Genomic DNA, 20370 nt, shown 5'->3' with positions numbered 1-20370 from the left:
GTTTGCCGCAGCGTGATCCCTTGGGTGGTTTGCCGCAGCGGGAGAGCACGGGCGGTTTGCCGCAGCGTGATCCCTTGGGTGGTTTGCCGCAGCGGGAGAGCACGGGCGGTTTGCCGCAGCGTGATCCCTTGGGTGGTTTGCCGCAGCGGGAAAGTACGGGTGGTCTGCCGAAGCGTGAGAGCACCGGTGGTCTGCCGCAACGGGATTCGGCCTCGAATGGTTTGCCGCAGCGAGAGTCCGGTCTGACGGGTGTCCCGCCGCGGGACACCGGCTCGAGCTTGCCGCAGCGTGATGCTCTGGGTGGTTTGCCGCAGCGGGAGAGCACAGGCGGTCTGCCGAAGCGTGACGCTCTGGGTGATTTGCCGAAGCGTGATGCTCTGGGTGATTTGCCGAAGCGTGATGCTCTGGGTGATTTGCCGAAGCGTGATGCTCTGGGTGATTTGCCGAAGCGTGACGCTCTGGGTGATTTGCCGCAGCGTGAGAGCACGGGTGGTCTGCCGCAGCGTGATCCCTTGGGTGGTTTGCCGAAGCGTGAGAGCACCGGTGGTCTGCCGCAACGGGATTCGGCCTCGAATGGTTTGCCGCAGCGGGAGTCCGGTCTGACGGGTGTCCCGCCGCGGGACACCGGCTCGAGCTTGCCGCAGCGGGATTCTGCTTCCGGTGGTCTGCCGAAGCGTGATGCTCTGGGTGATTTGCCGCAACGTGAGAGCACGGGTGGTCTGCCGCAACGGGATTCGGCCTCGAATGGTTTGCCGCAGCGGGAGTCGGGTGCCACCGGTCTGCCGCAGCGTCAGTCGCCCGCGAGCGGATTGCCGCAGCGCGAGGCTCCGAACGGTCTGCCGCAGCGTCAGCAGGGTACGCCGCCGCCGAGCGGTCTGCCCCAGCGCGACAGTCTGCTACCGTCCCGCGACAGCCTGCCGCAGCGGGAGCCGGGCCCGACCGGTCTGCCCCAGCGCGATCCGGGTGCAACCGTACTGCCGCGCAAGGAAGTTCCGCCGGGTGTCGGTCTGCCGCGACGCGATCGCGGTGCGGCCCAGCCCGCCGTCAGCAGTGAGACCCCCGCGGTTTCCGAGAGCGGGGCAACGACCACACCGCGCGATCCGGGCCGGCACAGCTTCAAACCTGATCCGGAGAAGGCGGCGTCGTTCTTCCAGACCAGGTTGCAGCCCGCGGTCGACTCCGATTCGGTCATGGGCGGGACGCCGATCTTCGCCGAAATGATGTCGGCGTGGCTCTCGGATCCGAATGCGGACCGGTCCCAGGTGGCCTCCTCCTTCGAATCACCGGGCGACGAGGGCTGGCAGGCGGCGCGCCGCGCCAGCGAGGCCCAAGCCGAAACGAAGACGGCCGCCGGTTTGCCTCAGCGCAATCCGGGCGGAAGGCTGGTCCCCGGCGGTGTCACCGGCAACGCTGATCGCACACCGCGTCGCGATCCAGAAACGATCAGGTCCAGCTTGAGTCGTCACCAGCAGGGCGTCCGGGATGGCCGCGCAATGAAGGCAATGAACCTAACCGGAGATAAAGGAGACCGATGAACCCCGATCTAGGTGGTACGAATCGTCAGCTGGATTGGCTGGTTTCGAACTTCGCCAACGAGGTTCCTGGCGTAGCTCATGCCGTCCTGGTTTCGGCTGACGGCCTACTCATGGCGGCGAGCGCGCAGCTGCCCGTGGACCGTGCCGAGCAGCTCTCGGCTGTTACCGCCGGACTGGCCAGCCTCTCGGTAGGCGTCTCGAATCTATTCGAGGGCGGCACCGTACTGCAGTCGGTGGTCGAGATGGAGCACGGCTACCTGCTACTCATGGCAGTCGGCGACGGCTCGTATCTCGCGGTGCTGACCAATACTTCCTGCGATATCGGCCAGGTGGGCTACGAAATGGCCCTGCTGGTCGAGCGTGTCGGCCAGACGGTGCAGGCGACGCCACGCGTCACGATGGGTTCCTGATGGTGGGATGGACATAGACGATCACCGCATGGGAAGCGCCGAGCCGAGTCTCGTTCGCCCGTACTCCTTGACTGCAGGCCGTACCAGGCCCGCGGTCGAGTTGGCGTTGGAGGCGCTTGTCGCATCGCATCCGGTCGCCCTGGAGCGGCAGTTCGAACTGACCAACATCGAGACGTCCATCGTGGAGTTGTGCAGAGAATCGCCGTCCGTTGCTGAAGTGGCAGCGCGTTTGGGTATCCCCATCGGGGTGGCCCGCGTGCTCGTGGCCGACCTCATCGAGGCCGGGCATGTGCGAGTTTCGGCAACTTTGAAAGACGATTCCAGCGACGATGAACGTCGCGAGCTGATCGAAAGGGTTCTCAGTGGACTCCGGCGTATTTAATTCGACGGCACAGGTCGATACCCGCACCAGCAAGCCGACTTCGGCAAAGATCGTGGTCGCTGGCGGCTTCGGCGTCGGTAAGACCACGTTGGTGGGTGCCGTCTCGGAGATCGTTCCGCTGCGCACCGAGGCGTTGGTGACCAATGCCAGTACCGGAATCGACAATCTGACCGGTATTCCGATGAAGTCGACCACCACGGTCGCGATGGACTTCGGCCGGATAAGCCTCGCCGACGATCTGGTGCTGTACCTGTTCGGTACGCCGGGCCAGTACCGCTTCTGGTTTATGTGGGACGACCTGATCCGCGGCGCCATCGGCGCCGTGGTGCTGGTCGACACCCGCCGACTCGAGGACAGCTTCGCGGCCGTCGACTACTTCGAAGCGCGCAATCTACCGTTCCTGGTTGCGCTCAACGAATTCGACGACTCGCCGAGGTATCCGATCGAGGACATCCGCCAGGCCCTCGCGGTGCCTGCGGATGTGCCGATCCTGTCCATCGACGCCCGTCGTCGTGAGCCTGCCAAGCAGGCGCTGGTCTCGCTCACCGAGTACGCACTGCGCAAGGTCATGCAGGGCAACTGAGCGTTCGCGCCCGCCGGACCCACTCCGAATCGACTGGCCGAGAGGTCGACTGAGAGCTCTGTCGGTGCCCGGTGGCAGACTGCCGTCTATCCGGGCACCGACACTGCCTCGGGTCCGGGAGCCCGAAGCGCGAGCCTCGGCGACCAACGTCCGTGGACGCCGGCGGCGCTGGCCAGCATGCCGGTGCGGGTGGAACCACCCCGGATGGAGCGTGGAAACCGAGGTGTGCGGTCTTGTGCTGTGCACGGAAGACCTCCGAGAAGGGTGGTGCCTGGAAAGCCGAAAGGGGTTTCCCAGACACGCTGTAAGCTCGCTCGATGAGGACTTCGGCGCGGGAGTTGCTCAGGCAACTGCTCGACTCGGACTCGTTTATCGGCTGGGACCGGCCACCGGTGACGGTGGCCGCATCCCCGCGGTATCGCGAGGAACTGCGCAAGGCCGAGTTGGCGGCTGGCACCGATGAGGCCGTGCTGACCGGCGAAGGTCTGCTGCGTGGTCGACGCGTGGCCGTAATCGCCTGCGAGTTCGGATTTCTGGCGGGTTCGATCGGGGTGGCCGCGGCCGAGCGCATCGTCTCGGCGGTCGAGCGAGCCACCGAACTCGGCCTGCCGCTGGTCGCGTCACCGACCTCCGGTGGTACCAGAATGCAGGAGGGCACAATCGCTTTCGTGCAGATGGTGAAGATCGCGGGTGCGGTCGCGACGCACAAGTCGGCCGGGCATCCCTATCTGGTCTATCTGCGCAATCCCACAATGGGCGGCGTGTTCGCGTCCTGGGGTTCGCTGGGGCACATCACCTTTGCCGAACCCGGCGCACTCATCGGCTTTCTCGGCCCTCGCGTCTATAAGGCGTTGTACGGCAAGGATTTTCCGGAGGGCGTACAGGTCGCGGAGAATCTGTACCGCAGCGGCGTGATCGACGGGGTGCTCCCGGTTTCGGTGTTCCGCCGTATCGCCCATCGCGCGCTGAGCGTGCTCGGCGGCGTGCCGGATCCTGTTGCGGCGGAATCTGGTTGGGCCGCACCGGTACACCGGGTCGCGAATGCGGCTCCGGATGTCGCGGCCTGGGAATCGGTTCGGATCTCGCGCAGTCCGGGCAGGCCCGGAATCCGTGACCTGTTACGCCATGTGACGCAACGGGTTCCGCTCAGCGGTACCGGTCAGGGCGAATCCGATCGCACCATAGTGCATGCGCTGGCTCGCTTTCGGGGCCAGCCGTGCATTGTGTTCGGCCATGATCGTTCGGGGCAGCAGGGTGAACACACCATGGGCCCGGCCGCGTTACGGGAGGCCCGGCGCAGTATGGCGCTGGCCCAGGAATTGCGGCTGCCGCTGGTCCTGGTGATCGATACGGTCGGTGCGGCCCTGTCGAAGGAAGCCGAGGAGCGCGGGCTCGCCCCCGAAATCGCCCGCTGCATAGCCGATCTGGTGACCCTGGATACCCCGACTGTCTCGGTCCTGCTCGGTCAGGGCACCGGCGGTGGCGCGTTGGCCCTGCTCCCCGCCGACCGGGTCCTGGCCGCCACCCACGGCTGGCTCGCGCCGCTGCCGCCCGAAGGGGCGAGTGCGATCGTGTACCGCGATACCGCCCATGCCCTCGAATTGGCGAGAGCACAGGGCATCCGGGCCGCCGATCTGCTCGCCGACGGCGTCGTCGACCGGATCGTCCCGGAATTTCCGGACGCCGCCGATGAACCGGTCGACTTCGCCCGCCGCATGGTCGCCGCCATCGCCGACGAACTGACCGGGCTGCGCACCCGTCCGCTGGCCGAAATCCGCGCGTCCCGCCACACCCGCTATCGCCGCCTCGGCCTTCCCGAGTGCTGACCGATCTCTGCCAAACCGGACAAAAGCGATCACGTTCGGCAAACCAGTGGTCAACACACCAGGGGTTCTCGTTGACGATGCGGCGCGGCACTTCTACGGTCGGTTGGTGACCTTCAGAAGCGAGACCAGCGCCATTCCCCCGATCGTGCTGAACGACGGGAACGTGATCCCGCAGCTCGGCTTCGGTGTGTTCCAAGTGCCGCCGGACGACGTCCAGCCGGTCGTCACCGCCGCGCTGGAGGTGGGCTATCGCAGCATCGATACCGCCGCGATCTACGGCAATGAGGAGGGCACCGGCCGCGCCATCCGCGAATCCGGGCTGCCGCGCGACGAGGTCTATGTCACCACCAAGCTGTGGAATTCGGATCAGGGCTACGACTCCACGCTGCGCGCCTTCGACGCCAGCATGGCTCGGCTCGGCCTGGACTACCTCGATCTCTATCTCATCCACTGGCCGGTGGCGCAGGCCGATCGCTTCGTCGAGACCTTCAAGGCGTTCCAGACTCTGAAGGCACAGGGCCGGGTCCGTTCGATCGGGGTATCGAACTTCACCGTCGCCGATCTGAAGCGGATCATCGGCGAGACCGGTGAGATCCCGGCCGTCAACCAGATCGAACTGCATCCCCGGTTGGCGCAGCGCGAGCTCCGCGCGTTCCACGATGCGAATGCCATTGCCACCGAGGCGTGGAGCCCACTCGGGCAGGGCACACTGCTCGACGATCCGACCATCGTCGCCATCGCCGAAGAGGTCGGCCGGGCCCCGGCCCAGGTGATCATCCGCTGGCACCTCCAGCAGGGCATTGTGGTCATTCCGAAGTCGGTCACCCCGTCCCGGATAGCAGCCAACTTCGATGTCTTCGGTTTCGAACTCACCCGCGACCAGATGAACGCCATCAACACACTCGACAACGACGCTCGCATCGGTCCGGATCCAGCCACCTTCACCGCCGGGCTGCCCGCCTCCCCGAATATTTAGGCCATACCAGTCGGGTGCCGCATGAGTCGCGTTCAGGTCCTGCGTCGTGCGCCACGCGAGTTTTGGGCGTACCCGGTGAGTTACCCATGTCCGTGCGAAATCAGTGGTCTCGTTCCAGCTTTCGCCGGAACGACGGGAGTTCCAATGCTGAGTACTGGCTAGATCAAATCAAGGTGTCGCGTCAGCTCTTGGGCTGCGGCGCGGCCGGCCCGGTTGGCGCCGATGGTGCTCGCGGATGGGCCGTAGCCGATCAGGTGGATGCGCGGGTCGACGGCTACCTGGGTGGCGAGGCGGCCGGCCATGGTGATGCCGCCGCCCGGACCGCGCAGGCGTAACGGGGCCAAATGGTCCAGGGCACTGCGGAATCCGGTCGCCCACAGGATCACCTCGGCGGACTGGAACGAACCGTCGGCCCAGCGCACCCCATTCGGTTCGATACTCGCGAACATCCGATGCCGCCGCAGCGCCCCGCGGGCCTGGGCGGCGCGCAGTCGATCGTCGAGTCGCAATCCGGTGACCGAAACCACCGAACCCGGCGGCAGGCCATGCCGCACCCGGTCCTCCACGATCGCGACGGCGGCGCGGCCGTCCTCCTCGGCGAACGGTGTGTCACGGAATACCGGCTCGCGTCGGGTCACCCAGGTAGTGGTGGTGACCTGCGAGATCTCATCGAGCAACTGAACCGCCGACACCCCGCCGCCGACCACCACGACATGTTTGCCGGCGAATTCCGCGGCGGTGCGGTAGTCGTGGGTGTGCAGTTGCCGTCCGGCGAAGGTCTCCGCGCCCGGATAGTGCGGAATGAAGGGGTGCTCCCAGGTGCCGGTGCCGTTGATCAGGCCGCGTACCCGGATCGTGCCCGCGTTATCGGTCTCGACATTCAGCGTCGTGCCCCGCCCCGCCGCGAGATCCGGCCCTGCGGCACACGGGGTTCCGTCGGCATTGCGATCGCAGACCACGGTCACCGAGACCGGTCGGTGCACCCGCAGATCGAATCGCTTCTCGTACAGCTCGTAATAGCGTGGCACTGCGGTGGCGGCGGGCACCGCATCGGAATCGGGTGGCAATGTCTCGGCGAACGACATGCCTGGGAGGTCATGGACGCGATTGACGGTGCTCAAGGTGAGCGATGGCCACCGAAACTGCCAGGCCCCGCCGGGTCCCGGTGCGTGATCGACGATGAGGAAGTCCCGTTCCGGGCGCAATCCGAGGCGTTGCAGGTGGTAACCGGCCGACAGCCCTGCCTGACCAGCACCGATCACCAGGATGGAGAAGTCTCTCGGCACAAAGGGAGATCGTAACGGCTTGGTCGGTACGCGCCATGGCCTGTGGCAGAGTTGATGTAACCACTCGAACCGGTCAGTTGGGGAGAACGCATGCTCGAAGTTAGCCGCGATGGCGATGTCGTCACCATCGAACTACAGCGCGCAGAGCGGCGTAACGCGCTGAACATCGAACTCGTGACTGGGCTTCGCGAAGCGGTGTCGGCCGCGGCCGAGGAGGCCAGGGTGATCGTGCTCACCGGTGAGGGATCCATCTTCAGCGCGGGCGCTGACCTGTCCAGGGTTTACTCGGAGGGATTCCTGGCGGCCCTGGTCGACATGCTGCGCACCATCGAATCGGTCCCGGTCCCGGTGATCGCGGCGATCAACGGCGCTGCGCTCGGCGCGGGTGTGCAGATCGCGCTGGCCTCGGATCTGCGGGTCATGGAGCCCGAAGCCTATATCGCCATTCCGGCCGCCAAGCTCGGCATCACCGTCGACCGCTGGACCGTGCGGCGGCTGGTATCGCTGATCGGGGGCGGCCCGGCCCGGACCATGCTGTTCGGCGCCGGACCGGTATCGGCCGCCGATGCCTACGCCTTCGGCTTCGCCAACCGACTCGGCACGCTGGCCGACGCGCAGGAGTGGGCCACATCGATCGCCCAGCTGGCCCCGCTCTCGCTACGGCATATGAAGTTGGAATTCAACGATGACGGCACCCGAGATCCGGAGGGTACGCGGCAGCGTGCCGCACTGGAGGCGGCGTGGACCAGTCAAGATGCCAAGGAGGGGCGGCTGGCCAGGGAAGAAAAACGCGCCGCGAAATTTGTGGGGCGATAAATGACGCTGAAGAAGATAGTCGGCATTGCCGCCGCGGCATTCGGCGTCACCTGGGTGGCACGCGCGGTGTGGGACATCCCATCGGCGATCGGCGCCTCCATCAATGCCATTCAGCCGCACGCCACTGGCGCGGTGAGCTACCGCAATCGACAGTTCCACAACACCGAGCCGAGCACCCAGTTCGTTTCGGGCGCCGCTCCGTCCCTGCTGTTCTCGGCGCTGACCCGGCGCAATGCCGGTCGTCCGCGCAATGCGGTGCCGCTGGCCACCCCCGACGTGCCGACCGAGGCCGCCGATCTCGCGGTCACCTGGTACGGGCACGCATCGGCACTCATCGAGGTCGACGGGTATCGGATTCTCACCGATCCGGTATGGAGCGAACGGGTTTCGCCGTCCGCGCTGGTCGGCCCGGCCCGGCTGCATCCGGTGCCGACGCCGCTGTCGAAGCTGCCGCAGGTGGACGCCGTGCTGATCTCGCATGATCACTACGACCATCTGGACAAGGCGACTATCCGTCAGCTGGTTCACGAACAGGGCGCGCCCTTCCTGGTGCCGATCGGCATCGGCGCGCATCTGCGGCACTGGGGTGTGCCCGAACACCGGATTGTCGAATTGGATTGGGGCGGTTCGGTTTCCCTTGCGTCGCTGGGCCGCGAGCGCGATGGTATGGAGCTGGTGCTCACCTGTACCGAGGCGCGGCACTTCTCCGGCCGCGGTCTGGTCCGCAACACCACACTGTGGGCGTCCTGGTCCATCGTCGGCCCGACGCGGCGGGTCTACTTCGGCGGTGATACCGGATACACCAAGGCTTTCGCGCAGGCCGGTGCCGCGCTCGGACCGTTCGATCTGACCCTGCTGCCGATCGGGGCCTATGACGAGGCCTGGCCGGATGTGCATATGAACCCGGAAGAGGCGGTGCGGGCACATGCCGACCTAGGCGTCGGCGATCCCGGACACGGACTGCTGGTGCCGATCCACTGGGCAACTTTCAATCTGGCCTTCCACGGGTGGTCGGAGCCGGTACGCCGGATGGTCGAGGCGGCGCGGGCAGCCGGTACCGCGGTGGCGGTGCCGGTGCCCGGTCAGCGCATCGACCCCGATGACCTGCCGAGCCGGGATTCCTGGTGGGAGGATATCGGGTGAGCACATCGGTTCGTCGACAGGAAGGAATGCAGACATGAGTCTCGCGGATACCCTGAAAGGCCTGGTCGGCAAGGGTAGGGAAACGGTGGCCAAGAACGCCGACAAAATCAACGAAGCGGTCGACAAGGCCGGTGGGTTCATCGACGAGAAGACCGGCCACAAATACTCCGACAAGATCGACAAGTTGCAGGAGGCCGCCAAGAAGGCGGTGCCCTCGGACCAGCCCGAACCGGAGCCGTCTGCTCCCGCGCCGGAGGCGTCCGCTCCTGCCTCGGAGCCGTCTGCTTCCGCGTCGGAGGAGCCGCCCGCGTCGGAGGCGTATGCTCCCCCATCGGAGGAGCCGCCTGCGCCGGAGCCGTCTGCTTCCGCGTCGGAGGAGCCGTCTGCTCCCAAGCCGAAGGAACCCGGACAACCGCAGGCATGATCTGTGGCGGGGACCGTTTTCTGTCGGTCCCCGCCCTAAACTTCCTTTATGGTGACCCGCCGGAAATTCGGTGGCGGCCCGGACCGGCCGGATATCGAGGTTGAGCTGAGCAACCTCGACAAGGTGCTGTACCCGGCGACCGGAACCACCAAGGGCGAGGTCATTGCCTACTACTCGGCTATCGCACCCGCGATGCTTCCGCATATCGCCGGGCGACCGGTCACCCGGAAGCGCTGGCCCAACGGGGTCGACGAATCATCCTTCTTCGAAAAGAATCTCGCCGAGCACGCGCCGTCGTGGCTGGAGCGCCACACCATCGAACATTCCGGCCGCAAGGTCGTCTATCCGGTCATCGATTCCGAGGCCGGGCTGGCGTGGATCGGGCAGCAGGCGGCGCTGGAAGTCCATGTTCCGCAATGGCGTTTCGACGGTGACAAGGTCGGCCACGCCACCCGGCTGGTCTTCGATCTGGATCCCGGGTCGGGTGCCGGACTCGCCGAATGCGCGCGGGTCGCGCTCGCGGTGCGCGAGATGGTCGAGGGCATCGGACTGCACGCCTTCCCGGTTACCAGTGGTAGCAAGGGAATTCACATCTATGTGCCATTGGATCGGGAGTTGAGTCCGGGCGGCGCGTCCACCGTGGCCAAGCAGGTGGCGACGAATCTCGAGAAGCTGCATCCGGATCTGGTCACCGCGACAATGGCGAAATCGGCACGCGACGGGAAGGTCTTCCTGGACTGGAGTCAGAACAATCCGTCCAAGACCACCATCGCACCGTATTCGCTGCGCGGCCGGACCGAACCGAATGCGGCCGCACCGCGCACCTGGGCCGAATTGGAGAACCGGAAGAAGCTGCGGCACTTGCGCTTCGACGAGGTGCTCGCCCGCTGGCGCGATGGCGGCGATCTGCTCGCCGAATTGGATCCACCCACCTCGGCCGGCGATGCACTGACGAAATACCGATCGATGCGCGATGCCGCGGCGACCCCGGAACCGGTGCCGTCCGAAACGCCGATGCCGGGGGCTGACAATAGGTTCGTCGTCCAGGAACACCATGCACGGCGGCTGCATTGGGACGTGCGGCTCGAACGCGACGGCGTGCTGGTGTCGTGGGCGGTGCCAAAGGGGCCGCCGATCTCATCGGACCAGAATCGGCTCGCCGTGCACACCGAGGATCATCCGCTGGAGTACTTGGACTTTCACGGTGCTATCCCGAAAGGACAGTACGGTGCGGGGGAGATGACGATCTGGGATTCCGGTACCTACGACACCGAGAAGTGGCGCGAGGACGAGGTCATCGTCACCTTTCACGGTAAGCGGCTGCGCGGCCGTTACGCGATGATCCGAACCAATGGCACGCAATGGCTGATGCACATCATGCGCGATCAGAATCCGGCCGAGGAGGCGGCCGATCGAGTCTCCAGTGGTTCGGTCGGACCGAAAGCGGCGTACATCGTGCCGAGACCGGCTGGGCCCGGGCACTTTCCGCGCGGCCTACCGCCGATGCTCGCCACGCCCGGCGAAGTCACCGAGCTCGATGATGTCGAATGGTGCTTCGAAACCAAATGGGACGGCTTCCGGCTGATCGTCGAAATAGCTTCCGGGACACTGACTCTGCGCAGCCGGGCAGGCAATGTGGTGACCGAACGCTATCCCGGCATGGCGGTGCTGGCCGAGGAGTTGGCCGGACACGATGTGGTGCTCGACGGCGAGGCCGTGGTGTTCGACGATCACGGCGTCGCCAATGTCGGTCTGCTACAGGCCGATGCGGCGCGGGCGGTCTTCGTCGCCTTCGACGTGCTGTATCTGGACGGGACTTCCCTTATCCGCAAACGGTATTCGGATCGGCGCCGGGTACTGGAGGCGCTCGCCGCCAACGCACCGTCGCTGCGGGTGTCGCCGCCACTGGACGGCTCCGGCGCCGACGCGCTGCGCTACAGCCAGGAACACGGGCTGGAAGGTGTGGTCGCCAAGCGCAAGGATTCGGTATATCTGCCAGGTAAGCGCGGACATTCGTGGGTGAAGCAGCGCAACTGGCGCACCCAGCGGGTGCTGATCGGCGGCTGGCGGCGCAGCGATGCCCGCGACTTCAAATCGCTGCTGGTCGGCATTCCACACGAGGGCAGGCTGTATTACGTGGGGCGGGTCGGTACCGGGTTCAGCGAGCCGGTCATGCGGGAGCTGGCCAAAGAACTCGGCAAGCTGGTGCGCAAGACCACCCCGTTCGACAATGACCTCACTACCGAGGAACGCGAGGACGTGGTGTGGGTGACCCCGAAGCTCGGCGGCACCGTGCGCTTCATGAACTGGACCAAGACCGGTCGCCTCTGGCATCCGGCCTGGCTGAGCGAGATGTGACGGCGGTCGCTGATGGTTTGCCGGGTCATCGGGGAGTTCGCTGGGTATCGTTTGTTCGCGGTTGTGTCGGCTCGAAAACGAGGAGTGCACGGTGGATTTCAAGAACCTGGCGAACAAGGCGCTGGATCTGGCCAAGCAGAATGCGGACAAGGTGGATACGGCCATCGATAAGGTGGGCGATCTCGTCGACAAGCAGACCGACGGCAAGTTCGCGAGCCAGGTCGACGCCGCGCAGGAGGCCGCCAAGAAGGCCATCCACCAGGACGGCTGAATCGCCGATGGCGGACCGGATATGCCGATCCGCCATTCCCACGGTCAGCTCTGTTCGCGGGCGAGCAGCGGAATGATGGTCGCACTGTCGGTGACCATCGCGTGCCCCTGGAATTCGAAATCGTTGTAGGCGCGGGCCATTGCCGCTTTATCGCGGCCACCCACGGCATCGCTGATGATCACCGGCACGAAGCCGAGATCGGTCGAATGGGTGACCGTCGGCGCAATGCCGATCTCCAACGCGACACCCGTGATCGCGTACGCGCCGATGCCGAGATCGCGCAGCACCGCGGCCAGTGGCGTGCCCTCGAATGCCGACATCGAGGTCTTGTCGAAGACCACCTCATCCGCCGTCGGCCGCAACTCCGGAACCAGCTCGAAGGCCGGGGTATCGCGCTGCAGGATGAACTTCACGTCATCGACATTGTCGACCTGCTGCCAGCTCATGGCCATTCGCAGCGCGAAGGTCCCACTCAGGCGGCGCGGTAGGAAGAAATGCCGCAGGAAGATAATCGGATAACCGCCGCGCCGGGCCGCCTCGACCACCCGCGTCACCCGCTCGACGATCTCCGGACCGTCCGGAAGTTGGGAGAGCACACCGACCTGCATGTCGTAGACGATCACCGCCATGCGGTGCGGCGCACACACATCGGCGAGTTCTTCGGGAATGTCCAGTCCGTTGCCATGCCGCATGGTCAGCTCACTCCTGTTCGATGCCGATCACGGCCGGCGGAACGGCCGGACGTGATTCGGTTGCGCGATAGCTGCTTTCGAAGCGCGCCGCGGCGCGCTCAGTCCCAACTGTAACCATGTCGGAAATCGGACACGTGAGGCGTCGCCGATGCCCGCCGATGACCGTTGCTGGGCCTCTGATCAGGCAGTACCGTGATGACATCGAGGTCGGCGCCGACGCGTTCCCGGCGCATTGTGCGTCGCGCCGCGTCGGATCACTGGAGGCCCCGATGAAGATTTTGTCTGCGCCATTCGTCAGCAGTAACCGGAGATCCGGCGCGAAAACCATCCCGCTCGTTCTCGCGGTCGTGGCATTCGCATTCGTTCCGGTTGCCAGGGCGGTGCCGAGCCCGGATCCGGATCCGTTCCACCCGGCATCGATCGATCTGGCGCCGCAGCCGGCCGGCGCCATTCTGCAGGCGCGCTCGTTCGCATTGTATGGTCTGCCGCTGCCGGTTACGGCCTGGCAGGTGCAGTACCGGACCAGCGATACGAACGGTTCGCCGATCGCGGGGACGGCCACCGTCCTGGTGCCGAATTGGCTGTGGCTCGGTCCGGGCCAGCGGCCGCTGCTGTCGTATCAGATCGCCGAGGACAGTCTCGACACCCGGTGCGCGCCGTCGTACGCGCTGCGGGGCGGCTGGGATCTCGGCGCCGCGAATACCTATATCGACACACTGTTTATCGCCGAGGCACTGCGCCGCGGCTGGGCGGTGGTGGCCAGCGATTACGAGGGGCCGGATTCCCGATTCCTGGATGGCGTCAACTCCGGCCGTGCGGTGCTCGATGGGATCAGGGCGGCTCGCGCGCTCGCACCGGGCGGCGTCGGTCCGGCGAGTCCCATTGGGGCGTGGGGCTATTCGGGCGGTGCGTTCGCGACGCTGTGGGCGGCTCAGATACAACCGGAGTATGCGCCCGATATCCGGTTCGCCGGGATCACCTCCGGCGGGGTGCCCGCCGATTGGCCCGCCACGACCCAGGGTGTCGATGGCACCGTGCAGGCGGGCCTGGCCATGCTCGTCTTGATCGCGATCGCAAAGAATGATCCGAATTCCGGTGTGCCGGAACTGCTCAACGAACGCGGTCGCATCGCCCTGGCCGAGGATGCCTCGGCCTGTGGACCGGATTTCATCGTCAAGTACGGCAATGCGCATGTGGATGATTTCTCGGCGGTGCCGGATGTGTTGTCCCATCCGGTATTTCGGGCCGCGACCGACCGGCAGGAGCTGGGCGGCAGTGCGCCGATCATGCCGATGTACCTGTATCACAGCACAACCGACGATGTGGTCCCGGTCGCGGGGTTCACCGATCTGGTCGGCCGATACTGCGCACAGGGGGCCGACCTCACTTTCGTACATTCGCCGCTGCCCGGACACAATGTGGCCGCTATCGGTGAAGCGGCCGGTGCGATGGGTTTTCTTGCTGATCGCTTCGCGGGTGTTCCGGTAGCGCCCGGCTGTCACAGCCGGTGAACGAAAGATGCGGCGCGCTACGAGTATTTGCCGCGCGCCGCATCGGCCGGTGCTGTTCGCCGTCCTACTTGACCGGATTGTCCTGCCATTTGGTGGTGCCGGGCTCGGCGGCCAGGGTGCTGACCAGATCGATGCCCGCGATGATCAGTGCCGGTCCGCCGACCACGATGGTGCCGATAATGCCGCCGATGCCCGCGCCCGCGATGACGCTGGCGATGACGGCCGGCCCGCCGATGATGCCGGTGAGCCCGACGATGGCGCCGACTACCGTGCCGAGAAAGCCGCCGATAGCGGTGGCAATGCCGAACTGGGTCAGGAAGTTATCCTGCGCGCGCAGATTCTCGCGCGGCGACGCGATCGGTGTCGCCACCGGCCGCGCCTGCGTGTAGTCCTTGACCGCGGTCAGCTCCAATACCGTGCCCGCGTCGCGGATCTCATGCGGCAGTGCGAATTCCAGACCGTCCTGCCGGAACGACAGCGGCAGCGTGACCACCGTATTGCCGGCGATGTCCTTGACATCCACGGTGTTCGCGGACACCTTGAAGGACCCGTTGGTCAGTGTGGTGACGATCTTGTCGCCCACCAGTTTTGCCTCGTATCCGATATCGGGCACGGCACCCGCCTGCGCATACGAGGTGCCCGCGCCGACCGCGATGGCGGCGATGATCGGCACGGCGATCGCGGTGATCTTGCGGAAAATCATTCCGGTTGTCCAATCTTCATCAGTTCTGGCAAGCGGTAGCAACACTCCACACCGGAAAATTCCTCCCCCCGACGCCGTGCGGAGCCACGATGTGATCTAAAGAACGCACTCCGAGCACACCGTACCGCGTACAAAACATTAAGAGGAATGCTTTTCGGGGTATAAAAGTATGCCTGTATGACGAATCTCGTTATAGCTCTTCGCTATTCGTTCACGACCCCGGCTGGTGCAAGACATTGATGGCGCGGGCGATCACCAAGATCACCAACACCAGGGAGATCGCCGATTGCAGCATCATCGTCGCCTTCGCCCATCGCGACATCGGCATCACATCGGTCGGGCTGAACGCCGTCGCGTTGGTGAACGCCAGATACAAATAGTCCAGAAACTGTGGCTCCCACTCGGGTTCGGTCAGCTCTGGACTCTGCATCTGGACGAACAGGAAGTCCGGCAACGGCTTGCGCGCATGCGCGCGCGCCGCGGGTCCGCCGCGATCGAACTCCCAGTACCAGAGTCCGAACACCACCACATTGGTCAACCAGACCGCACCACCCGATACGAGCAATTCCACGGGATCGGTGAGGGCCCCTTCGATCAGTTGGAACACCAGTCGACCCGCCGAAACCGCCGTGGCCAGACTCAACAACCCGGTCAGCAGAAGGCCCCAGTTGCGCAGCCAACGCTGTTCCCGGTTGAGCCGGAATGGATTCGCCACCACCAGCACACCGAGCAACAGGACCTCGAGGAGGGGCAGCAGCAGCCAGGCCGGCTGCTGCCGAAGTTCCCGCGGCGCGACCTGCAGAACCACGATCACCAGCACGGCGAGTGTCGCGGCCCACCGCGACTCACCCTCGGTCTTGCGTTGCCAGGCAGGCACATCGTCTTGGTCCGGCACAGGGCCAGTATCGCCGATCAGGTGAGTAGATCGAGGACGATCGCGCCGAGGCAGACCGCGACAACAATTGTCAGCGCGATCGCGTCATTGCGTCCAGGGGCGCTCGGGCGGGCGGTGAGCTGGCCGGTGCCGCCGCGCGCGGTGATGGCCTCGCCGAGTTCGGTTGCCCGGCGGCTGGATACCGCCATGGCGGCGGTGAGGATATCGACGAGCGGACTATCGGCGGCGCGATTGACCAGGCTGTCCTTCGGCCGCAGTCGGCGTGCCGCCCGCAGCACTCGGATCTCGTCGATCAGCAGCGGCAGGCCACGCAATGTCAGCGCGATCACCACCGCCCATTCGTCGACGGGCACCCGGAATTTGCGCAGTGGGGCACCGAGTTTGGCCAGTGCGGGGGCAATATCGCCCATCGGGGTGGTCCAGGCGATCAGGAACGAGGCGGCCAGCAGGATCAGGCCGAAAACCGTGACATTGGCATAGCGCAGCAAGGCTTCGCCGCCCACCGGCACATTGAGCAAGGCGCCGACACCGAGCATGGCCCAGAACCACCACGGCAGGCGCGGCAGGGTGCTCAGCGGCAATCGGGCCGCCACCCCGATCGTGATCAGGAATACGACCATCACGCCGAGCACCGGCCAGGACGGCAGGAACATCAGCACCACGCTGATCAGGAACGCCCCGATGATCTTGGTTCCGGCCCAGAGGCGGTGCACCGGACTCGAAACCGGCACCTCGCGGAACAGCACCGCGGTCATGATTGCGCCTCGCTCACGCTCGGCTCCGTCATGACCGCGGAGGCGGCTGTATCGAATGTGCGCTCGCTCATTACCGACCTCCGTTGCCGAGTCGCCACGCCGGATCGCCGGGGCGTGGTTCCGGCATCGCCGAGCGGGAATCTGTCTGGTGGGCACGCGCATTCGCGGTGTCGAGGATCGAATCGGCCTCCAGAATGCGTCCGGCCTCGAGATGGACGGTCCGGTCGCAGACCGCGGCCATATCGTGCACGTCATGGGAGATGACGATCAGGGTGAGGCCGGAATTGCGCAGGCGGGCAAGCAGTTCCACGATTTCGGCGCGACCCTGCGGGTCGAGTCCGGCCAGCGGCTCGTCCAGTACGACGACCGGCGCGTGGCTGGCCACAATGGCCCCGAGCACTACGCGTTTGGCTTGGCCGCCGCTGAGTTTCTCGATGGAGCGTGCGGCGAGTGTGCGATCCAGACCCACCGCATCCAGCGCGCGTCCGACCGCGCCGGATCCGGTGGCTCGTCCACCCCAGTCCGCGATTTCGTCGCCGACCGTCTGTTTCTGCAGCTGCAAACGGGAGTGCTGAAACGCCAATTCCACCCGGCCGATCTGTTTCGCGATCGGCTTGCCGCCCAATTCGCAACGGCCGGAACTGGGTTCGATCAATCCGGCCATGATCCAGGCCAGCGTCGACTTGCCGGATCCATTGCCACCCACAACGAGTAGCGCCTCGCCACGCCGGACGGTCAGGTCGACGCCATGCAAAGCCGGTGCGGCCCAGGGTGTTCCATGGTTGTAGGTGTGGCGGACATCATTCAACCGCAGGATGGTTTCACCCATCGGGCGGCGTCGGATCTCGCTGACCGGGCGCGGCCAGGCGGGCAGTCGCTCGACGGTCCGGCCGCCGGCCAGATGTATCACCCGATCGGCGGCGGCCGTATCGGCCTCGTGATGAGTTACCAGCACCACCGCCATCGGATGGCGTTTGGGCAGTCCGGCCAGGAGCGTGACGAGATCGCGGCGACCGTTCGGATCGATCATCGAGGTGGCCTCGTCGGCAATGAGCAGGGCTGGGCGCCGAGCCAATGCCGCGGCCACCGCAAGCCGCTGCTGCTGGCCGCCGGACAGGGTCGCGGTCTCGCGATCGCCCATACCGTCCAGGCCGACCTCGCGCAGCAGGCCATCGATATCGACGGCGGCGGCGAGTTCGGTGGGCAAACCCCACACCACATCGTCGGCCGCGAGCACGCCGAGGGTTTGACTCTCCGGCCGCTGCAACACCAGTGCGGTGCCACCCAGGTGACCGAGGCCGGCCGCGCCGGGCCGGTCCACGCTGCCGGTGGTCGGCGGATATCCCGCGAGCAGCCGGGTCAGCGTCGATTTGCCGGATCCGTTGTGGCCGACAATGGCCACGAATTCGCCGATGTCGACCCTGAGATCGATCCCGGACAACGCATCCACCGGCGCACCCGGATAGCGGAAGCCGACCTCGCGCAGCCGCACCGGCAGCGGTGCGATGGGGCGGTCGTCGGGCGGTGCGTCGAGCCGATCCTCGCTGGGGAGCCAGGACAGTCGATCGAGTACCGAGCCGAGTACGAACCAGGAGAACACCGCCGTCGCGATGATGCCCACCAGCACACCGCCGCCGATCAGGACCCACCACCAGTGGATCGCGGCGTCCGCGGCGTCGGCGACCCCGCGTCCGAAGGGTTCCAGCTGGGGCTGGCGCGCGACCGTGCGCTCCAGCCCCTCCGCGGTGCTGCGGATGGTGTTGAACAGCAGATTCCGGGACCGCGACAGCATGAACAGCGATCCGACGGCGAAGGTCGCGAAGCCGAGACCAGCGAGTGCCGATAATCCGAGCACCGCGGGCAAGCCGCCGTGTCGTCGTTTGACCGTGCCGATAATGCCCGCGATGGTGGCCGAGCTGAGAATGCCGAATGCGGGCGCGATGCCCGCCGCGACAAAGCAGACCAGCATGGCCGAACCGGTCGCGGTGATCAGGGCGCGCAGCCGATAGCGGTGCGCGATCATCGCCATCGGCACCGCCGCGACCAGCTGCAGTGCCGCGGCGATCGGAAACAGCGCGCCGATGGTCACCAGCGCGACGGTGGCACCACCGAGCACCGCCCCCGCCGCCAATTCGATCGGGCGCAGCGCTCCGCGCTCGACGGGGCGGGTGGACAGATCACTCACGGGACAAGTCTGCCAGGATCCGGTGGACAGTTCGTGTGGTCTTTCTGTGGAGACCTTGTGGTCATGACTGCGCCGCGCTGGCACTCGGCTCCGTTATCCCCACATGGTGGTTGTGGTGATGTGCGAGCTGCGCTCGCTAGGCGACCCGGGTCAGCTCGTAATCGGCGGCCTTCAGCTTGCGGACGCGACGGCGATAGGCGAGCTGCCGCCCCGGCCAGTTATTCGTGATCCGGCCCGAAGTGGTGCGATACCAGCTGGAGCAGAAGTTCCACGGGGTGCGCGCGAGGCGTTCCTGGACCGCGGTGTTGAATTGCGCCTCCGCTTCGGGCCGCACCTCGAGTACATGGCCGGGACGTTCCGCGAGCAACTGGACGGCTTGGCGGATATAGCGGGCCTGCGATTCGATCATGTAGATGATCGAGCCGACGCCGAGATTGGTATTCGGTCCATAGACCAGGAACAGATTCGGGAAGTCGGGCACGGTAATGCCGTAGTAGGCGTGTGCGCCGCTCTGCCAGGCATCGGCGAGTTTGCGGCCCGCGCGGCCGTAAATATTCATCGGCCACAGGAATTCGGTGCCCTTGAATCCGGTGCCGTAGATGATCACCTCCGCCTCGTGCACCGTGCCGTCGGCGGTGCGCACGCCATTCGGCACGATTTCGGTGATGGCGCTGGTCTCGACCGTCACATTCGGCTCGACCAGCGCTGGAAAGTAGTCGTTGGAGAACAAGCCGCGCTTACAGCCGACCGGATAGTCGGGGGTGAGTTTGGCGCGCAGTTCCGGATCCGGAACCTGTTCTTCCAGATGCTTCGACGCGACCTGCGCGACCCACCGGGCGATAGATGGGAATTCGACCAGGCCGAGTGCGATGAATTCGGTGATGGCCCACCAGCCGAAGCGTTCGACGAGCAGGGCGCCGGGCAGGCGCGCGAAGAGTTTGTGCTGGATCGGGGTGTAGTCGGTATCGAATTTGGGCAGCACCCAGGCCGGTGTGCGCTGGAACAGCGTGAGGTGTTCGACGTGTGGCTGGATCTCCGGAATGTACTGGATGGCGCTCGCGCCGGTACCGATGCAGGCGACGCGTTTACCGGTCAGTTCGACGCCGTGATCCCATTCGGCGGAATGGAAGGCCTGGCCGGTGAAGGTGTCGATGCCGGGGATATTCGGTAGCGCGGGCCGGGATAATTGGCCGACCGCGGAGATGAGCACGTCGGCGGTTCGGGCCGTGCCGTCCTTGGTCTGCACGGTCCAGCGGCCGGAGTCGTCGTCGAATTCGGCGTCGGTCACCTCGGCGCCGAAATGGATCGCCTCGAGCAGTCGGTGCCGCTGGGCGACGCCGCGCAGGTAGTCGTGGATCGCGGCCTGTCCGGAATAGCGTTGCGGCCAGTCCGGCTTGGGCTCATAAGAGAACGAGTACAGCGGCGACGGCACATCGCAGGCCGCGCCGGGATAGGTGTTCTCCCGCCAGACCCCGCCGATATCGGTGCCGCGTTCCAGGATGGTGATATTGTCGAAACCGTTGCGCCGCAATTCAATTGCCATCCCGATGCCGCCGAAACCGGCACCGATGATGATGACCGTGGGTCGCTCGCCAGCTGTCATATGTGGCACTCCTCAC

General features: G+C 65.8%; 20 protein-coding genes. 12 read left to right on the top strand and 8 right to left on the bottom strand.

From position 1 onward, the window contains the following. The coding region (locus AB0J29_RS21765) for a hypothetical protein (RefSeq protein ID WP_364788961.1) at positions 1-557 on the bottom strand (557 nt) is incomplete at its 3' end. 135 nt (positions 558-692) lie between these two features. Here AB0J29_RS21765 and AB0J29_RS21760 point away from each other — a divergent pair. The 6 genes from AB0J29_RS21760 to AB0J29_RS21735 all read left to right on the top strand — a co-directional run bounded on the left by AB0J29_RS21760 (position 693) and on the right by AB0J29_RS21735 (position 5712). Then, on the top strand, positions 693-1535 hold the full coding sequence (locus tag AB0J29_RS21760) for a hypothetical protein (protein ID WP_364788958.1): 843 nt from the start codon (positions 693-695) through the stop codon (positions 1533-1535). Continuing rightward, positions 1532-1945: a roadblock/LC7 domain-containing protein gene (locus AB0J29_RS21755; RefSeq protein ID WP_011207200.1), complete on the top strand. Its 414-nt coding sequence runs from the start codon at positions 1532-1534 to the stop codon at positions 1943-1945. The genes AB0J29_RS21760 and AB0J29_RS21755 overlap by 4 nt, the downstream gene beginning before the upstream one ends. Before the next feature lie 7 nt (positions 1946-1952). Beyond that, positions 1953-2327: a DUF742 domain-containing protein gene (locus tag AB0J29_RS21750; protein ID WP_040686485.1), complete on the top strand. Its 375-nt coding sequence runs from the start codon at positions 1953-1955 to the stop codon at positions 2325-2327. Beyond that, a complete protein-coding gene (locus tag AB0J29_RS21745) occupies positions 2308-2910 on the top strand; it encodes an ATP/GTP-binding protein (RefSeq protein ID WP_364788955.1) in 603 nt (200 codons plus the stop codon). The genes AB0J29_RS21750 and AB0J29_RS21745 overlap by 20 nt, the downstream gene beginning before the upstream one ends. 317 nt (positions 2911-3227) lie before the next feature. Next, positions 3228-4736 (top strand): carboxyl transferase domain-containing protein, encoded by a 1509-nt coding sequence (locus AB0J29_RS21740; RefSeq protein WP_364788952.1) that lies wholly within the window; start codon positions 3228-3230, stop codon positions 4734-4736. Between the two features lie 106 nt (positions 4737-4842). Then, positions 4843-5712 carry an aldo/keto reductase gene (locus AB0J29_RS21735; protein WP_364788949.1) on the top strand — a complete coding sequence of 290 codons (870 nt, stop codon included), beginning with the start codon at positions 4843-4845 and terminating at the stop codon, positions 5710-5712. Between the two features lie 158 nt (positions 5713-5870). Here AB0J29_RS21735 and AB0J29_RS21730 read toward each other — a convergent pair whose 3' ends face one another. Beyond that, a complete protein-coding gene (locus AB0J29_RS21730; protein WP_364788946.1) occupies positions 5871-6998 on the bottom strand; it encodes an NAD(P)-binding domain-containing protein in 1128 nt (375 codons plus the stop codon). Between the two features lie 90 nt (positions 6999-7088). Between AB0J29_RS21730 and AB0J29_RS21725 the strand changes: the two genes are divergently transcribed. The 5 genes from AB0J29_RS21725 (at position 7089) to AB0J29_RS21705 (ending at position 12010) form a co-directional block, all read left to right on the top strand. Next, on the top strand, positions 7089-7814 hold the full coding sequence (locus AB0J29_RS21725) for an enoyl-CoA hydratase (RefSeq protein ID WP_364788943.1): 726 nt from the start codon (positions 7089-7091) through the stop codon (positions 7812-7814). Then, a complete protein-coding gene (locus AB0J29_RS21720; protein WP_364788940.1) occupies positions 7815-8957 on the top strand; it encodes an MBL fold metallo-hydrolase in 1143 nt (380 codons plus the stop codon). 34 nt (positions 8958-8991) lie between these two features. Continuing rightward, entirely contained in the window at positions 8992-9381 is a 390-nt protein-coding gene (locus AB0J29_RS21715; RefSeq protein WP_364788937.1) for an antitoxin, read from the top strand. Positions 9382-9429: 48 nt separating this feature from the next. Then, a complete protein-coding gene (locus AB0J29_RS21710) occupies positions 9430-11739 on the top strand; it encodes an ATP-dependent DNA ligase (protein WP_364788934.1) in 2310 nt (769 codons plus the stop codon). Positions 11740-11830: 91 nt separating this feature from the next. Continuing rightward, positions 11831-12010 (top strand): antitoxin, encoded by a 180-nt coding sequence (locus AB0J29_RS21705; RefSeq protein WP_364788931.1) that lies wholly within the window; start codon positions 11831-11833, stop codon positions 12008-12010. A gap of 44 nt (positions 12011-12054) precedes the next feature. Here AB0J29_RS21705 and AB0J29_RS21700 read toward each other — a convergent pair whose 3' ends face one another. Continuing rightward, on the bottom strand, positions 12055-12702 hold the full coding sequence (locus AB0J29_RS21700; protein ID WP_364788928.1) for an isochorismatase family cysteine hydrolase: 648 nt from the start codon (positions 12700-12702) through the stop codon (positions 12055-12057). Between the two features lie 269 nt (positions 12703-12971). On the opposite strand from AB0J29_RS21700, the gene AB0J29_RS21695 reads away from it, so the two are divergent. Continuing rightward, positions 12972-14213: a lipase family protein gene (locus tag AB0J29_RS21695; RefSeq protein WP_364788925.1), complete on the top strand. Its 1242-nt coding sequence runs from the start codon at positions 12972-12974 to the stop codon at positions 14211-14213. A 64-nt stretch (positions 14214-14277) separates the two neighbouring features. On the opposite strand, the gene AB0J29_RS21690 is transcribed toward AB0J29_RS21695, so the two are convergent. The 5 genes from AB0J29_RS21690 to AB0J29_RS21670 all read right to left on the bottom strand — a co-directional run bounded on the left by AB0J29_RS21690 (position 14278) and on the right by AB0J29_RS21670 (position 20354). After that, positions 14278-14916: an ammonium transporter gene (locus AB0J29_RS21690; RefSeq protein WP_364788922.1), complete on the bottom strand. Its 639-nt coding sequence runs from the start codon at positions 14914-14916 to the stop codon at positions 14278-14280. 211 nt (positions 14917-15127) lie between these two features. Beyond that, positions 15128-15811: a hypothetical protein gene (locus AB0J29_RS21685; RefSeq protein WP_364788919.1), complete on the bottom strand. Its 684-nt coding sequence runs from the start codon at positions 15809-15811 to the stop codon at positions 15128-15130. 17 nt (positions 15812-15828) lie between these two features. After that, the gene (locus AB0J29_RS21680) at positions 15829-16566 is read right to left on the bottom strand and encodes an energy-coupling factor transporter transmembrane protein EcfT (protein ID WP_364788916.1); all 738 of its coding nucleotides are present in this window, start codon (positions 16564-16566) and stop codon (positions 15829-15831) included. A 70-nt stretch (positions 16567-16636) separates the two neighbouring features. Next, complete coding sequence (locus AB0J29_RS21675) at positions 16637-18751, bottom strand: ATP-binding cassette domain-containing protein (RefSeq protein ID WP_364788913.1); 2115 nt, start codon at positions 18749-18751, stop codon at positions 16637-16639. A gap of 136 nt (positions 18752-18887) precedes the next feature. Beyond that, the gene (locus AB0J29_RS21670) at positions 18888-20354 is read right to left on the bottom strand and encodes an NAD(P)/FAD-dependent oxidoreductase (RefSeq protein ID WP_364788910.1); all 1467 of its coding nucleotides are present in this window, start codon (positions 20352-20354) and stop codon (positions 18888-18890) included. Between the last annotated feature and the right edge of the window lie 16 nt (positions 20355-20370).

The sequence above is a fragment of the Nocardia sp. NPDC049707 genome, assembly GCF_040674855.1.
In the GTDB taxonomy this organism is placed as follows: domain Bacteria; phylum Actinomycetota; class Actinomycetes; order Mycobacteriales; family Mycobacteriaceae; genus Nocardia.
This window is presented reverse-complemented; position numbering and strand designations above follow the sequence as displayed.

Excerpts from the sequence above, each read along its gene's own strand:
- AB0J29_RS21755 (WP_011207200.1), top strand. The coding sequence starts at position 1,532 with ATGAACCCCGATCTAGGTGGTACGAATCGTCAGCTGGATTGGCTGGTT.
- AB0J29_RS21750 (WP_040686485.1), top strand. The coding sequence starts at position 1,953 with ATGGACATAGACGATCACCGCATGGGAAGCGCCGAGCCGAGTCTCGTT.
- AB0J29_RS21740 (WP_364788952.1), top strand. The coding sequence starts at position 3,228 with ATGAGGACTTCGGCGCGGGAGTTGCTCAGGCAACTGCTCGACTCGGAC.
- AB0J29_RS21725 (WP_364788943.1), top strand. The coding sequence starts at position 7,089 with ATGCTCGAAGTTAGCCGCGATGGCGATGTCGTCACCATCGAACTACAG.
- AB0J29_RS21720 (WP_364788940.1), top strand. The coding sequence starts at position 7,815 with ATGACGCTGAAGAAGATAGTCGGCATTGCCGCCGCGGCATTCGGCGTC.
- AB0J29_RS21715 (WP_364788937.1), top strand. The coding sequence starts at position 8,992 with ATGAGTCTCGCGGATACCCTGAAAGGCCTGGTCGGCAAGGGTAGGGAA.
- AB0J29_RS21710 (WP_364788934.1), top strand. The coding sequence starts at position 9,430 with ATGGTGACCCGCCGGAAATTCGGTGGCGGCCCGGACCGGCCGGATATC.
- AB0J29_RS21700 (WP_364788928.1), bottom strand. The coding sequence starts at position 12,702 with ATGCGGCATGGCAACGGACTGGACATTCCCGAAGAACTCGCCGATGTG.
- AB0J29_RS21695 (WP_364788925.1), top strand. The coding sequence starts at position 12,972 with ATGAAGATTTTGTCTGCGCCATTCGTCAGCAGTAACCGGAGATCCGGC.
- AB0J29_RS21690 (WP_364788922.1), bottom strand. The coding sequence starts at position 14,916 with ATGATTTTCCGCAAGATCACCGCGATCGCCGTGCCGATCATCGCCGCC.
- AB0J29_RS21680 (WP_364788916.1), bottom strand. The coding sequence starts at position 16,566 with ATGACCGCGGTGCTGTTCCGCGAGGTGCCGGTTTCGAGTCCGGTGCAC.
- AB0J29_RS21670 (WP_364788910.1), bottom strand. The coding sequence starts at position 20,354 with ATGACAGCTGGCGAGCGACCCACGGTCATCATCATCGGTGCCGGTTTC.